The sequence below is a fragment of the Pseudomonas sp. LBUM1671 genome (assembly GCF_059695685.1).
Window position 1 is genome coordinate 5,086,955 of record NZ_CP166782.1, and the last position, 13,627, is coordinate 5,100,581.

The window sequence follows — 13,627 nt, forward strand, 5'->3', positions numbered from 1 at the left end:
CTGGCTGGCGTACCGCTTGGCTCTGTGGCTGTCATTCGACGGCGGACGCTTCAATCTTGTCCAGGCGTGGCGCCTTGCTGTTGCAACGGCGCTGGTCCTGACGCTGGGCTACTTCTTGCACCTCACGGCGAGTTACAAGGTCAGCCAAGCTGATACCGCTCAGAAATTCGTGAATCTGCAGGCTCAGATCGCACCACAAGTGGTGGGTCAGGCAGGTGTCGCCTTGATGGCAATCACCCTGGCCCTGGCATTTGGTCGCATCGACCGATTCGTTCACCGCATCGATCACCTGGGCGACCTGGATGCCCTGCATGTCGCGGGACAGTTGGTAGCCACCGCCCGGGCCACGAACGCTGGAAACCAGATTGCTGCGGCGCAATTTGGCGAAAAGCTGTTCGAGGTAGGACAGGGAGATGCCTTGGCGCTCGGAGATATCGGCCAGGGACACCGGCCCGTGCTGCGCGTGCAACGCCAGGTCAAGCATGGCGGTTACGGCGTATCGGCCTTTTGTAGTCAGTCGCATGGACAATTACCACGGAGTTCGGAATGGGGCGAGTATGCAATTCCCGAGTATTTAAGTCAACTATAAGACCTAGTACTTTAGTCAGGATTACCCGCAAAAGAGCGGCCGCATCATAGCAAAGGCTGGCGGCGTACAGCCAGCAATTGCGCGTTATCGCTCTTCGCGAGCAAGCCCGCTCCCACAAGGACGATGAGCATCCTGTGGGAGCGGGCTTGCTCGCGAAGAGGTCAGCGCGGTTTAGCTGGCCTGACTCTGATCTTTGTCCTTCACACAGGCGAAGTCTTCTTCGCGCAGCTCAGGCAGATCTTTCGCACAGTAATTACTGCCCAGATCCTTCAACGCCCCGCACATCCCCTCCAGACGCCCATCAACCGCTTGCAAGTGGTCGAGCAACTGATTGATGGCTCGCGCCACCGGGTCAGGCATATCTTCGCCGACACCGTAGGCATCGAAACCGATCTTCTCGGCCATGGCCTTGCGCTTGGCGTCCTGCTCTTCATCGGACTTGACGATGATCCGCCCCGGAATCCCGACCACGGTCGCACCCGGCGGCACAGCCTTGGTCACCACCGCATTGGAACCGACCTTGGCCCCAGCGCCGACCGTAAACGGGCCGAGCACCTTGGCGCCCGCCCCTACCACCACGCCATCTTCCAATGTCGGGTGACGCTTGCCCTTGTTCCAGCTGGTGCCGCCCAGGGTCACACCCTGATAAAGGGTGACGTCATTGCCGATTTCAGCGGTTTCACCGATGACAATACCCATGCCATGGTCAATAAAGAAGCGACGACCGACCTTGGCGCCCGGATGGATCTCGATCCCGGTCAACCAGCGACCGAAGTTCGACACCAGACGCGCCAGCCACTTCCAGCCCATGCCCCACAGGGCCGATGACAGGCGATGTATCCAAATGGCGTGCATGCCCGGGTAGCAAGTCAGGACTTCAAAGGCGTTGCGCGCTGCCGGGTCACGATGGAAAACACTCTGGATATCTTCACGCAAACGCTCGAACATTTTTAATCCTTCCGCTTTAGAAGCTCGCCACGGGCCGCTTTCTGGGTTTCCGTGAGGATGCCACGCAATATATTCATTTCCGCCCGGCTGACCGAGCTTCGACCGTACAACCGGCGCAGGCGCGCCATCAAGTGCCGCGGCTTTTCCGGATCGAGGAATTCGATGGCCACCAGGGTTTGCTCCAGGTGCTCATAGAATCGCTCCAGCTCATCCATGGTCGCCAGCTCACCACTTTTGGTGGAGGCCACTTCATCCTTCTCGACCTTGCTCGGCTGGCCTTGGGCCGCGAGCCAGGACATGCGCACTTCATAACTCAACACCTGCACCGCTGCCCCAAGGTTCAGCGAGCTGAACTCAGGGTCTGATGGGATGTGCACGTGATAATGACATCGCTGCAGCTCTTCATTGGTCAGGCCGGAATCTTCACGACCAAAGACCAAGGCAATCTCGGCCCCCGACGCGGCTTCCTCGACCACTTTCACGCCGCATTCGCGGGGATCGAGCAACGGCCAGGGAATACGACGGTCACGAGCGCTGGTGCCGAGCACCAGATTGCAGCCGACCAAGGCATCTTCCAAGGTGGCGACGACTTGCGCGTTTTCAAGGATGTCCCCGGCGCCGGAAGCGCGAGCATCGGCCTCGTGGTGCGGGAACAGCCGCGGTTCGACCAGCACCAGCCGCGACAGGCCCATGTTCTTCATGGCACGCGCAGCCCCGCCGATGTTGCCGGGGTGACTGGTATTGACCAGGACGACACGAATGTTATGCAGCAAGGGAGGCGTCTCGAACACAGAAATGGGGAGCAGAATCTTACAGTTCATCCTACCGTTAAGCTACGAAAGCGAACACCGACCTTCACCTGTAGAAAAGTTCTGATAGAATGCCCGGCTTTCTTTAACAACCTTAGGTGACACATCCATGCAGCCCATGCTGAATATCGCGCTGCGCGCCGCCCGCAGCGCCAGTGAATTGATCTTCCGCTCCATCGAGCGCCTGGATACCATCAAGGTCGACGAAAAAGACGCCAAGGATTACGTATCCGAGGTGGATCGCGCCGCCGAACAGAAAATCATCGACGCACTGCGCAAGGCCTACCCGAATCACTCGATCATGGGTGAAGAAACCGGCATGCACGCCGGCACCGGGATCGAAGGCGAAGAATACCTGTGGATCATCGATCCGCTGGACGGCACCACCAACTTCCTGCGCGGCATTCCTCACTTCGCTGTCAGCATCGCCTGCAAATACCGCGGTCGCCTGGAACACGCTGTTGTTCTGGACCCGGTTCGCCAGGAAGAATTCACCGCCAGCCGTGGTCGCGGTGCCCAACTGAACGGTCGTCGCCTGCGCGTCAGCGGTCGCACCAGCCTCGACGGCGCCCTGCTGGGTACCGGCTTCCCGTTCCGCGACGACCAGATGGACAACCTCGACAACTACCTGGGCATGTTCCGCGCCCTGGTAGGCCAGACCGCCGGTATCCGCCGCGCAGGTTCGGCGAGCCTAGACCTGGCCTACGTGGCTGCCGGCCGTTTCGATGCGTTCTGGGAGTCGGGCCTGTCCGAGTGGGACATGGCTGCAGGCGCCCTGCTGATCCAGGAAGCTGGCGGTTTGGTGAGCGACTTCACCGGCGGCCACGATTTCCTTGAGAAAGGCCACATCGTCGCCGGCAACACCAAGTGCTTCAAAGCAGTGCTGACGGCGATCCAGCCACACCTGCCGGCTTCGCTGAAGCGCTAAGCGAACGCCCACAAAAAAGCACCCTTCGGGGTGCTTTTTTTATGCCTGGGATTCGTCCCCGAAAACACCGACGATCCCTGTGGGAGCGAGCCTGCTCGCGATGACTGAGCCACATTCAACATTAATGGAGGCTGACACACCGCTATCGCGAGCAGGCTCGCTCCCACAGGGGACTTGTGGTGAGGCATAAATTGCGGGCACAAAAAAAGCACCCCGCAGGGTGCTTCTTTTGAATCTGAATTTCAGCTTTGTTAGTGGGCCTGCTCATTCTGCGACAGGACCAGCTTGCCTTCCTTGTCGACCGGAATCTGGTTGCCCGGATCACGATCCATCCGCACCTTGCCTTCCTTGCCGTCCAGCGAATAACGAACGTCGTAGCCTACAACCTTGTCGCTGATGTCATTCACGGTGTTACAGCGAGTCTGAGTCGTGGTGTAGGTGTCACGCTCTTGCATGCCTTCCTGAACCTTGTTGCCCGCATAACCACCACCGACAGCGCCTGCGACCGTGGCAATCTTCTTGCCGGTGCCGCCGCCGATCTGGTTACCCAGCAAACCACCTGCCAATGCACCGACCACTGTACCGGCGATCTGGTGTTGGTCTTTCACCGGCGCTTGCCGGGTCACTGCTACATCCTTGCACACTTCACGTGGCGTCTTGATTTGTGTCTTGACCGGTTCAACGGCTAGCACTTGCGCATACTCAGGGCCGCTTTTAACCAGGCTGTAGGTGGCAACAGCACCCCCGGCAGTTACACCGACAGCACCCAATACCGCACCAACCAGCAACGACTTGTTCACATGAACCTCCTGACCATCACATGCGGGCAAAGCCCGCGCTTCTCCCAGCCTTGGAGCATAAAAAAAGGCGCGAGTTCAACTCGCGCCTTTTTCGGCTGACAGCTGGAAAAGCGATGGCCGTTATGGACGGTCGTCGACTTCCTTGTCAGTGGCCACAGGAGCAATCAGATCTTCGCTGCTCAGGTTCAGCCAGATCAGCATCACGTTCGCGATGTAGATCGACGAGTAAGTACCCGCCAGAACACCGATGAACAGGGCGATGGAGAAGCCGAACAGGTTGTCGCCACCGAAGAACAGCAAAGCAGCGATCGCCAGCAAGGTGGAGATCGACGTCGCCATGGTCCGCAGCAGGGTTTGCGTGGTCGAGATGTTGATGTTCTCGATCAGGCTGGCCTTGCGCAGTACACGGAAGTTCTCACGAACCCGGTCGAATACCACGATGGTGTCGTTGAGCGAGTAACCAATGATCGCCAGTACCGCCGCCAGCACCGTCAGATCGAAGGTGATCTGGAAGAACGACAGGATACCGATGGTCACGATCACGTCGTGGATCAGCGAAACGATGGCACCGACCGCGAACTTCCACTGAAAGCGGAAAGCCAGGTAGATCAGAATGCCGCCCAGCGCCATCAGCATGCCGAGGCCGCCCTGGTCGCGCAGCTCTTCACCGACCTGCGGGCCGACGAACTCGACGCGCTTGACCATCGCCGGGTTGTCGCCGCCGACTTTCAGCAGCGCTTCGGCCACTTGATGGCCCAGCTGCGGGTCCTCACCCGGCATGCGCACCAGCAAATCGGTAGTCGCACCGAAGCTCTGCACGATTGCCTCGTGATAGCCCGAAGTAGCAAGCTGCTCACGCACCTTGGTGACATCGGCCGGACGCTCGTAGGTCAGCTCGATGAGCGTACCGCCGGTGAAGTCCAGGCCCCAGTTCATGCCCTTGGTGGCGACGCTGAACAAAGCCAGCACCGTAAGGAACAATGTGACGCCGAACGCAACGTTGCGAACGCCCATGAAGTTGATTGTACGTAACATGGCAGCCCCTTAAATCCACAACTTCTTGAAGTCACGACCGCCGAAGATCAGGTTGACCATCGCGCGGGTCACCATGATGGCCGTGAACATCGAGGTAAAGATCCCGAGGGACATGGTCACTGCGAAACCTTTGACCGGGCCTGTGCCCATCGCAAAGAGAATCCCGCCGACCAGCAATGTGGTCAGGTTGGCGTCGAGAATCGCAGTAAATGCCCGGCCGAAGCCTTCGTTGATTGCCCGTTGTACGGTCATGCCCGCCGCGATCTCTTCACGAATCCGCGAGAAGATCAGCACGTTGGCATCGACCGCCATACCCATGGTCAATACGATACCGGCGATACCCGGCAGGGTCAGCGTTGCCCCCAGCAGCGACATCAAGGCCAACAGCAACACCATGTTCACCGACAGTGCGACGGTGGCGATGATGCCGAAGAAGCGGTAGATGGCGATGATGAACAGCGAGACAAACAGCATGCCCCACAGCGATGCATCGACACCTTTGACGATGTTGTCGGCACCCAGGCTCGGGCCAATGGTACGTTCTTCAGCGAAGTACATCGGGGCAGCCAGACCACCGGCACGCAACAGCAGCGCCAGTTCGGACGACTCGCCCTGACCGTTCAGGCCAGTGATGCGGAATTGAGCACCCAGCGGCGACTGGATGGTCGCCAGGCTGATGATCTTCTTCTCTTCTTTAAACGTTTGAACCGCTACGTCTTTCTCGACACCGTTCACCATTTGTTTGGTGTACGTGGTGACCGGACGCTGCTCGATGAAGATCACCGCCATGCTGCGACCGACGTTGCTGCGCGTCGCACGACTCATCAGCTCGCCACCGTGGCCATCCAGACGGATGTTCACTTCTGGCGTACCGTGCTCGCCGAAGCCAGCCTTGGCGTCAGTCACCTGGTCACCGGTGATGATCAGGCCACGCTCGATCTGTGCCGGCGGACGATTGCCTTCACGGAACTCGAAGCTTTCGGAAGTGGCTTTCGAAGCGCCCGGCTCAGCGGCCAGACGGAACTCAAGGTTGGCCGTCTTGCCGAGGATACGCTTGGCTTCTGCGGTGTCCTGCACGCCCGGCAGCTCAACCACGATGCGGTTGGCGCCCTGACGCTGAACGATCGGTTCGGCAACACCCAGCTCGTTGACGCGGTTACGTACCGTGGTCAAGTTCTGCTTGATGGAGTATTCGCGGATTTCCGCCAGCTTGGCCGGGGTCATCGCCAGACGCAGCACCGCCTGACCATTGAGGTCGGCCGGAACAATGTCGAAATCGTTGAAGTTCTTGCGGATCAGCGCACGGGCCTGTTCGCGGGAAGCTTCATCACTGAAACCCAGCTGAATGGCACCGTTGAGTTGCGGCAGGCTGCGATAGCGCAGTTTCTCTTTACGCAACAGGCTCTTTACATCGCCTTCGTACACTTTCAAGCGTGCGTCGAGGGCTTTGTCCATGTCCACTTCGAGCAGGAAGTGCACACCACCGGACAAGTCCAGACCCAGCTTCATCGGGTGCGCAGCGAGATTGCGCAGCCATTGCGGGGTGGTTTGTGCCAGGTTCAGCGCGACGACGTAGTCATCACCCAACGCCTTGCGCACAACGTCTTTGGCCGGCAGCTGATCTTCAGCCTTGGTCAGACGAATCAGACCACCCTTGCCATTGGCCGCCAGCGTGGCTGCCTTGACGTTGATCCCGGATTCCTTGAGCGCAGCGCTCACACGATCCAGATCAGCCTGATTGACTTGCAGCGAAGTGCTTGCGCCGCTGACCTGAATGGCCGGGTCATCAGGATATAAATTGGGAGCGGAATAAATCAGACCGACCGCCAGCACCGCCAGGATCAGAATGTATTTCCACAGAGGGTATTTGTTCAGCATCACGCCGCCCGCTTATGACGCGGGGCGCCTTGCGCGCCCCGTCGATTGAGTAGAAGTTGAAACTTAGATCGCTTTCAGCGTGCCTTTTGGCAGCGTGGCGGCAATGGCGCCTTTCTGGAACTTCATTTCGACGGTGTCGGAAACTTCCAGAACCACGAAATCATCAGCCACTTTAGTGATCTTGCCGGCGATACCACCGGTGGTCACAACTTCGTCACCTTTTTGCAGGCTGCCCAGCAGGGTTTTCTGCTCTTTGGCGCGCTTGGCCTGTGGACGCCAGATCATCAGGTAGAAGATGACCAGGAAACCGACCAGGAAAATCCACTCGAAACCGCCACCCATTGGGCCGGCAGCTGCCGGTGCAGCAGCGTCAGCCATGGCATTAGAGATAAAAAAGCTCATTTAGCACTCCAGTTGCAAATGTTGAATCTTGGGGTCAGAAAACTCAATCCAAAGGCGGAACAGGTAACCCGCGTTTGGCGTAGAAGGCATCGACAAAGGCGGCCAATGTACCCTGTTGAATAGCCTCGCGCAAACCAGCCATAAGCACTTGATAATGACGCAAGTTATGGATGGTATTGAGCATGCTCCCCAGCATTTCGCCGCACTTGTCCAGGTGATGCAGATAAGCGCGGGAGAAGTTCTGGCAGGTATAGCAATCGCAGGTCGGATCGAGCGGCGAATCATCATGGCGATGGAACGCGTTTCGGATCTTCAGCACGCCAGTATCAATGAACAGATGCCCATTGCGGGCATTACGGGTTGGCATCACGCAATCGAACATGTCCACACCGCGGCGCACACCCTCAACCAGATCTTCCGGTTTGCCAACGCCCATAAGGTAACGAGGTTTGTCAGCCGGCATCTGGCCCGGCAGGTAATCCAGCACCTTGATCATCTCGTGCTTGGGCTCGCCCACCGACAGACCACCGATGGCCAAGCCATCGAAGCCGATCTTGTCGAGGCCTTCCAGGGAGCGCATGCGCAGATCCTGGTGCATGCCGCCCTGAACGATGCCGAACAGCGCCGCCGTGTTGTCGCCATGGGCTTCTTTCGAACGCTTGGCCCAACGCAACGACAGCTCCATGGAAATCCGCGCGACATCTTCGTCGGCCGGGTACGGCGTGCATTCGTCGAAAATCATCACGATGTCCGAGCCCAGGTCACGCTGGACCTGCATCGACTCTTCCGGGCCCATGAACACTTTGGCGCCGTCGACCGGAGAAGCGAAGGTCACGCCCTCCTCCTTGATCTTGCGCATCGCGCCCAGGCTGAACACCTGAAAACCGCCGGAGTCAGTCAGAATCGGGCCTTTCCACTGCATGAAATCGTGCAGATCGCCGTGCTTCTTGATCACTTCGGTGCCAGGACGCAGCCACAAGTGGAAGGTGTTGCCCAGAATGATTTCCGCGCCGGTGGCGACGATATCCCGCGGCAGCATGCCCTTGACCGTGCCGTACGTGCCCACCGGCATGAAGGCCGGGGTCTCGACGGTACCGCGCGGAAAGGTCAAACGACCGCGACGAGCCTTGCCGTCAGTAGCAAGCAACTCAAACGACATACGACTTTGGCGACTCATTCTTTGTCCTCAGGGCCACGTGGTGCGGGGTTACGGGTGATAAACATCGCATCACCGTAGCTGAAAAAGCGGTATTCATGCTCCACGGCGGCTTTATAAGCGGCCATGGCTTCGGGATAACCGGCGAACGCCGAAACCAGCATCAACAGCGTGGATTCGGGCAAATGAAAGTTGGTGACCAAGGCATCGACCACATGAAACGGCCGGCCCGGGTAGATAAAGATGTCGGTGTCGCCACTGAACGGCTTGAGCACGCCATCGCGCGCCGCACTTTCCAGAGAACGCACGCTGGTGGTCCCCACGGCAATCACCCGACCACCGCGAGCCCGACAAGCCGCGACGGCATCGACCACGTCCTGGCCGACCTCCAGCCATTCGCTGTGCATGTGGTGATCTTCGATCTTCTCGACCCGCACCGGCTGGAACGTACCCGCCCCCACGTGCAAGGTCACGAACGCCGTCTCGACGCCCTTGGCGGCAATCGCCTCCATCAGCGGCTGATCGAAATGCAGCCCCGCCGTCGGCGCCGCCACCGCGCCCAGGCGCTGGGCGTACACCGTCTGATAACGCTCGCGGTCCGAGCCTTCATCCGGGCGGTCTATATAAGGAGGCAACGGCATGTGCCCGACGCGGTCGAGCAGCGGCAACACCTCTTCGGCGAACCCCAGCTCGAACAACGCATCGTGCCGCGCCAGCATTTCAGCCTCGCCACCGCCATCGATCAGGATCTTCGAACCCGGCTTCGGCGACTTGCTGGAGCGCACATGGGCCAGCACGCGATGACTGTCGAGCACCCGCTCCACCAGGATTTCCAGCTTGCCGCCGGAAGCCTTCTGGCCAAACAGCCGCGCAGGAATCACCCGGGTATTGTTGAACACCATCAAATCGCCCGGGCGCAAATGCTCAAGCAAATCAGTGAATTGACGGTGCGCCAGGGCGCCGCTGACCCCATCAAGGGTCAACAGGCGACTGTTGCGACGCTCGGCCAAAGGGTGGCGAGCAATCAGCGAATCAGGGAGTTCGAAAGTAAAGTCAGCAACGCGCATGATGGGGTTCGTCTAGCAGGGGCCGGAAGTCTAGCCGAAATAGTGAAAATTCTCTATGTACCTGATTGACCGACGGTAATCTCATCTCTATACTTCGCCGCCATTGAGCCCTGATGGCGGAATTGGTAGACGCGGCGGATTCAAAATCCGTTTTCGAAAGGAGTGGGAGTTCGAGTCTCCCTCGGGGCACCAAAATTAAGAAAGGTCTTGCTTTGCAAGGCCTTTTTTTTCGCCTACAGAAAAGTGAGCTCGCCCCGCCGCCCCGTAGGAGCTGCCGAAGGCTGCGATCTTTTGATTTTGTCTTTTCGGTACTACAGCTCCAAACCGCTGGCTAACGAATCAAGGATTCACACAATGGAATTGCCACTGGAAACCGTTGCCCTTTTCTCCCTCAAGCTGGCTTATGAGAGGGAGGGGGAAAGTCCGATTTTGCGGGATGATCCGATCATGAGTGATTATGAGCGGGAGGTGTTTGGGTTGTTGGTGCGCAGGGGCGATATCGACGCGATCCAGTTTAGAGTGGCGCACTGTGTGGGTTTGGCGATGGAAGCTTTAGGCGGTGTTGAAACGCCACTTGGGCGTGAGCTGCATCGGTTGTCAGCTGATTTCAGCAATGCACGGACGATGGAGCAGCTTAATGCGCCGCTCATTGCGCTTAAGGATTACTTGAAAGACATTCAGTGAATGATCAGGTTAAGGACAAGTTTGGTGCCCCTTTACACCGACTGATACTGGACAGGGCTTTGGCTGATATGAAAATGGACCTTTCCCCTTATCCACCCCCACTGATCGTTCCCACGCTCCGCGTGGTAATGCATCCCGTGACGCTCCGCGTCACAATAAGCTGCCCCCCCCAAAAAAATCACAGACCCATCCCGCACCGCCTCGATCAGCTGACAGAAAAACAAATCCTCTTTACGGTCTTCGCATGGGATCGGGATCTTGTTTTTGTGTAGTGCAATATAAGCTGCCGACCCATGCAGGCCTCTTCAATTCCTAACCTATTGATTTCTTATAATAAAAAGCTGGAACCCCTCAGGTCTGCCTCGTTTTTTCCCTGTCTTTTCTCACCAAAGCGAATATAGAACATTCAAAAAAAGTATAAAAAACTGTCAATTATGACAGTAGCCAACTCATTCAAATCATTCCACTGTTCACCATGTAGCATGAAGCTTTAAACGCATACCGACCCAAATATACTTATCCGCAATGGAGGATAAAAAGATGGCAATTAATCTTAATGGATCGTATGACGGCGGACCCAATAACGAATATCGCTTGACGATTGAAAATCATAGCGAGGCTAGTGGAAGCTTTTCTGGACAGTTTCACAATGGTGTAACCAACGCATGGTCAAATGTGACTGGAGGGTTTAATTTCCATGACGACCGCCAAGAAACAGTTCTATCTTTTTCGACCCCTGATTTTGAATGGAGCTGGCAAAATGACTACGTAAATGGATCCCGAACATCTACTGCCCCATGGACTGCCAGCTACACTTACAAGTCCGACCGCAACAACACTCAGCAAACTAAGTTTTACAAGGAATAATCCGCCCTCATCAAACACCAATCTCAGCTCGCCTACAGCTCAAATAGTAAAAGGGATCTCTACTTTTGAACAGTAGGGGTCTCTTTTTTACTGGGCCGCGCATTATTTGACGGCGATGAGTAAGGCGATGGTTGATGATGCGGTGAAGGTGCTTACGCGGGATCGGACTTCTGCACCGACGCCTGAGCGGGCGGCGGCGAAGTCTGAAGGGTAGTGACTGGAAAATGGCGGGATCGTTCTGATGTCGGTCGGTGCGGTGTGAAGTCTGGGGGAACGGACTGTTTGGGATGATGCTAGGGCCTTCAGCATTGATGTTGAAGAGAAAAAGGGGATTTATTTCCATTCTCTGCTAAACATTTAAAGCCCACACGATTTGAGTAAGTTACTTTTTCAAGCAGATAAAACAAACCTTGCTTCAAGTCTATGCATCAACTCAAACGTATTCAAAAAAGGAACATTCAGCTCCTTACAAATATTGGGAATGATAAATTTTCGTTTAGCATCAAGATTTAGCACTTCATGAGTAACGACTGTAGCCCCTGTAGTCATTGCTTTCGCAATTAACCAAGGGTCAGCACCCGCTAAAAATTCTTCCATAGCGCCTACTTTCATCTTATGCGTTTGATCAGCTACAAGTCCCGCGACCTGCATGAATGCCAGTTGGGTATCCTGATCAGTGGTGGAGTGAAAGAAATCAGAATTGTCTTTCGCCCAATCCGCCAGATCGTCATGCCCTTTTGTTAGCTCATCCATTACAGGTGCAATGCTGGATAAAGCTAATGCTTTATTCTTAAGTAGTAACCACTGCCAAAATCCAGGACAGATAGCCATCCCGTAGTAACGATTTTTTGCTTCGATCAGCGTGTTAGCGTCGAGTAAATGATTCATTCCGTAATCATGCTGGCGAGAGTCCTTAATTTGGCAGGTTGCACGCCGAGCAAATGTCCCGCATCGCGCAGCAGCATCCGGCCACTCATTGCTTCAGTTAGCACCGCCTTGCTTAGGCTAGGGCTATTTTTCGCGGTGGCGTTGCGGTAGTAGTTACCCGCGCCACCTTTATCATCCTGAAAAGCCTTGAGGATCATTCGATAGTAAGCGCTGTATTGGGCCTGGCTTATGTATCCAAGATCTAATGCGCGGCGACCAATCGCCAATTTACTGATGTGAAACCGAGTTGCCATCGGAGCTAGGTTTTCTTCCCAGTTAACATCGGCGTTCCACAGAGCGCGGAACTGCGCTTCGGGAGCCAGAAATTCACCTGCAACTGCATTGCAGAATCGTTCCTCGTCTCGACCATTGGCAGAATTTCCGTCAGACACTCCGCTGCTACCAATCCAGATATGGGCCAACTCGTGAAGCAGGGTGAACAAGCGGGCAGTGGGGGCATCGGAACTGTTGACGAATACAACGGGAGCGTAGGTATTACTGATGGCAAACCCCCGGAACTCGCTGACTTCAAGTTTGCGATGAGTATTTCCTAGAGCAATGCCACTGCGCATAACCAAAATGCCAGCTGCTTCCGCTGCCTCGATCAAGGCACGGCTGTATTTGTCGTAATCCAATCGAGCAGCGTCAGGGTTCACGCCAAGCGTTCGGCGGATATCGTCCACCACCTCTGCGACTCGAGATCGGCTGTTGAAGCGACCGACAAATGCCAGCGGTTGATGCTCTTGGTGTTGCAGATACTCCAGGTACCAATCCTGCTTACGTATGGAATCCCTGACGGTGTCCAACAGTTCCAGACTTGGCCGTTGAGGCGAAAGCCCACCGACGGTCCGCAGATCAGGTAAAGGCAGTTGTTCGACCGGCGGCTGCGGAAGAAACAGGAAGCCGAAAGGGATGTGAGCGAGACTCGCCCACTTTTGAGCCTGAAGGAATGTAGGTTTGGTCTCGCCAGCTTCCCATTCCGCTACTCGAGCAGGTTTCGCTGGCAGCTTTTTTGCTACCTGCTCAGTGGAGAGGCCTGCACGCTCTCGAGACCATGTGAGCAGGCTGGGATTGACTAAGGCGGCTTGGCTCATAGGGTCGCAGGCAAATCAGATGGGGCCGGCAAACGTGCGAGATCATCCTTGGCAGATGCATCCGACTGATGCTGGTTCCAGTTATCTGGCATCGCCTTTCTCCTTGGCTATTTAAGGTCTAGTGGTCAGCGTCTACAGATTAGTCGAGAAGCAGAGCTAGCGACGGTAGAAGCGCGCGAGTATGAGGTAAATACGCAACGATCCGAAGCGCAAATATGTAACCCGCAGACAGATGGCATTGTCCTGTTTCAATGCATTTCATGACGCAAGCAGACATTTTTCCATCCCGCCGCCTCTTCAACACCCGAGTATCCGCTGTGACTGGCCACATAGTCCCCAGAGCTCTGGAAGGTTGCAGGAAAAGAGTCCACACGATACCCTTCCACCGTCGCTGCCAATTCAGCGACCGGGTGTGGAAACCCGTGTAATTCAAGGCGCAACAG

At 56.3% G+C, this 13,627-nt stretch carries 14 protein-coding genes, 1 tRNA gene and 1 pseudogene; 5 read left to right on the forward strand and 11 right to left on the reverse strand.

Annotated features, from left to right (window positions below; genetic code table 11):
* Nucleotides 1–31 precede the first annotated feature (31 nt).
* From iscR to trmJ, 3 genes are all read right to left on the reverse strand, one after another.
* On the reverse strand, nucleotides 32–523 hold the full coding sequence (iscR, locus tag ACA060_RS23485) for a Fe-S cluster assembly transcriptional regulator IscR (RefSeq protein WP_007903581.1): 492 nt from the start codon (nucleotides 521–523) through the stop codon (nucleotides 32–34).
* A gap of 237 nt (nucleotides 524–760) precedes the next feature.
* Nucleotides 761–1,537, reverse strand: coding sequence for a serine O-acetyltransferase (gene cysE, locus ACA060_RS23490; RefSeq protein WP_007903579.1), 777 nt, complete (start codon nucleotides 1,535–1,537; stop codon nucleotides 761–763).
* Nucleotides 1,538–1,539: 2 nt separating this feature from the next.
* On the reverse strand, nucleotides 1,540–2,310 hold the full coding sequence (gene trmJ / locus ACA060_RS23495; protein WP_010457884.1) for a tRNA (cytosine(32)/uridine(32)-2'-O)-methyltransferase TrmJ: 771 nt from the start codon (nucleotides 2,308–2,310) through the stop codon (nucleotides 1,540–1,542).
* 145 nt (nucleotides 2,311–2,455) lie between these two features.
* On the opposite strand from trmJ, the gene suhB reads away from it, so the two are divergent.
* Nucleotides 2,456–3,274: a type III secretion system regulator SuhB gene (suhB, locus tag ACA060_RS23500; protein ID WP_008014726.1), complete on the forward strand. Its 819-nt coding sequence runs from the start codon at nucleotides 2,456–2,458 to the stop codon at nucleotides 3,272–3,274.
* A gap of 251 nt (nucleotides 3,275–3,525) precedes the next feature.
* On the opposite strand, the gene ACA060_RS23505 is transcribed toward suhB, so the two are convergent.
* The 6 genes from ACA060_RS23505 to queA all read right to left on the reverse strand — a co-directional run bounded on the left by ACA060_RS23505 (nucleotide 3,526) and on the right by queA (nucleotide 9,612).
* A complete protein-coding gene (locus tag ACA060_RS23505) occupies nucleotides 3,526–4,074 on the reverse strand; it encodes a glycine zipper 2TM domain-containing protein (RefSeq protein WP_010457893.1) in 549 nt (182 codons plus the stop codon).
* A 120-nt stretch (nucleotides 4,075–4,194) separates the two neighbouring features.
* Nucleotides 4,195–5,109, reverse strand: coding sequence for a protein translocase subunit SecF (secF, locus tag ACA060_RS23510; RefSeq protein ID WP_497313524.1), 915 nt, complete (start codon nucleotides 5,107–5,109; stop codon nucleotides 4,195–4,197).
* Nucleotides 5,110–5,118: 9 nt separating this feature from the next.
* On the reverse strand, nucleotides 5,119–6,987 hold the full coding sequence (gene secD / locus ACA060_RS23515; protein ID WP_497313526.1) for a protein translocase subunit SecD: 1,869 nt from the start codon (nucleotides 6,985–6,987) through the stop codon (nucleotides 5,119–5,121).
* 63 nt (nucleotides 6,988–7,050) lie between these two features.
* Complete coding sequence (gene yajC / locus ACA060_RS23520; RefSeq protein WP_131059389.1) at nucleotides 7,051–7,389, reverse strand: preprotein translocase subunit YajC; 339 nt, start codon at nucleotides 7,387–7,389, stop codon at nucleotides 7,051–7,053.
* A gap of 43 nt (nucleotides 7,390–7,432) precedes the next feature.
* Complete coding sequence (tgt, locus tag ACA060_RS23525) at nucleotides 7,433–8,548, reverse strand: tRNA guanosine(34) transglycosylase Tgt (RefSeq protein WP_010457900.1); 1,116 nt, start codon at nucleotides 8,546–8,548, stop codon at nucleotides 7,433–7,435.
* A 14-nt stretch (nucleotides 8,549–8,562) separates the two neighbouring features.
* Nucleotides 8,563–9,612, reverse strand: coding sequence for a tRNA preQ1(34) S-adenosylmethionine ribosyltransferase-isomerase QueA (queA, locus tag ACA060_RS23530; protein WP_497313528.1), 1,050 nt, complete (start codon nucleotides 9,610–9,612; stop codon nucleotides 8,563–8,565).
* 107 nt (nucleotides 9,613–9,719) lie between these two features.
* Here queA and ACA060_RS23535 point away from each other — a divergent pair.
* From ACA060_RS23535 to ACA060_RS23550, 4 genes and pseudogenes are all read left to right on the forward strand, one after another.
* Nucleotides 9,720–9,804: transfer RNA gene (locus ACA060_RS23535), tRNA-Leu, on the forward strand.
* A 162-nt stretch (nucleotides 9,805–9,966) separates the two neighbouring features.
* Nucleotides 9,967–10,296 carry a hypothetical protein gene (locus ACA060_RS23540; protein ID WP_497313530.1) on the forward strand — a complete coding sequence of 110 codons (330 nt, stop codon included), beginning with the start codon at nucleotides 9,967–9,969 and terminating at the stop codon, nucleotides 10,294–10,296.
* 540 nt (nucleotides 10,297–10,836) lie between these two features.
* On the forward strand, nucleotides 10,837–11,163 hold the full coding sequence (locus tag ACA060_RS23545; RefSeq protein WP_497313532.1) for a hypothetical protein: 327 nt from the start codon (nucleotides 10,837–10,839) through the stop codon (nucleotides 11,161–11,163).
* 91 nt (nucleotides 11,164–11,254) lie between these two features.
* Nucleotides 11,255–11,377 (forward strand): annotated as a pseudogene (locus tag ACA060_RS23550) (DUF3077 domain-containing protein); the annotation flags it as partial.
* Between the two features lie 176 nt (nucleotides 11,378–11,553).
* On the opposite strand, the gene ACA060_RS23555 reads toward ACA060_RS23550, so the two are convergent.
* Nucleotides 11,554–12,051: a DUF4411 family protein gene (locus ACA060_RS23555; RefSeq protein ID WP_497313534.1), complete on the reverse strand. Its 498-nt coding sequence runs from the start codon at nucleotides 12,049–12,051 to the stop codon at nucleotides 11,554–11,556.
* A complete protein-coding gene (locus ACA060_RS23560; protein WP_497313536.1) occupies nucleotides 12,048–13,184 on the reverse strand; it encodes an ImmA/IrrE family metallo-endopeptidase in 1,137 nt (378 codons plus the stop codon). The genes ACA060_RS23555 and ACA060_RS23560 overlap by 4 nt, the downstream gene beginning before the upstream one ends.
* Nucleotides 13,185–13,627: the final 443 nt, after the last annotated feature.

Coding starts and splice junctions, on each gene's coding strand:
- iscR (WP_007903581.1), bottom strand. CDS start 523: ATGCGACTGACTACAAAAGGCCGATACGCCGTAACCGCCATGCTTGAC.
- cysE (WP_007903579.1), bottom strand. CDS start 1,537: ATGTTCGAGCGTTTGCGTGAAGATATCCAGAGTGTTTTCCATCGTGAC.
- suhB (WP_008014726.1), top strand. CDS start 2,456: ATGCAGCCCATGCTGAATATCGCGCTGCGCGCCGCCCGCAGCGCCAGT.
- secF (WP_497313524.1), bottom strand. CDS start 5,109: ATGTTACGTACAATCAACTTCATGGGCGTTCGCAACGTTGCGTTCGGC.
- secD (WP_497313526.1), bottom strand. CDS start 6,987: ATGCTGAACAAATACCCTCTGTGGAAATACATTCTGATCCTGGCGGTG.
- yajC (WP_131059389.1), bottom strand. CDS start 7,389: ATGAGCTTTTTTATCTCTAATGCCATGGCTGACGCTGCTGCACCGGCA.
- tgt (WP_010457900.1), bottom strand. CDS start 8,548: ATGTCGTTTGAGTTGCTTGCTACTGACGGCAAGGCTCGTCGCGGTCGT.
- queA (WP_497313528.1), bottom strand. CDS start 9,612: ATGCGCGTTGCTGACTTTACTTTCGAACTCCCTGATTCGCTGATTGCT.
- ACA060_RS23540 (WP_497313530.1), top strand. CDS start 9,967: ATGGAATTGCCACTGGAAACCGTTGCCCTTTTCTCCCTCAAGCTGGCT.
- ACA060_RS23545 (WP_497313532.1), top strand. CDS start 10,837: ATGGCAATTAATCTTAATGGATCGTATGACGGCGGACCCAATAACGAA.
- ACA060_RS23555 (WP_497313534.1), bottom strand. CDS start 12,051: ATGAATCATTTACTCGACGCTAACACGCTGATCGAAGCAAAAAATCGT.
- ACA060_RS23560 (WP_497313536.1), bottom strand. CDS start 13,184: ATGAGCCAAGCCGCCTTAGTCAATCCCAGCCTGCTCACATGGTCTCGA.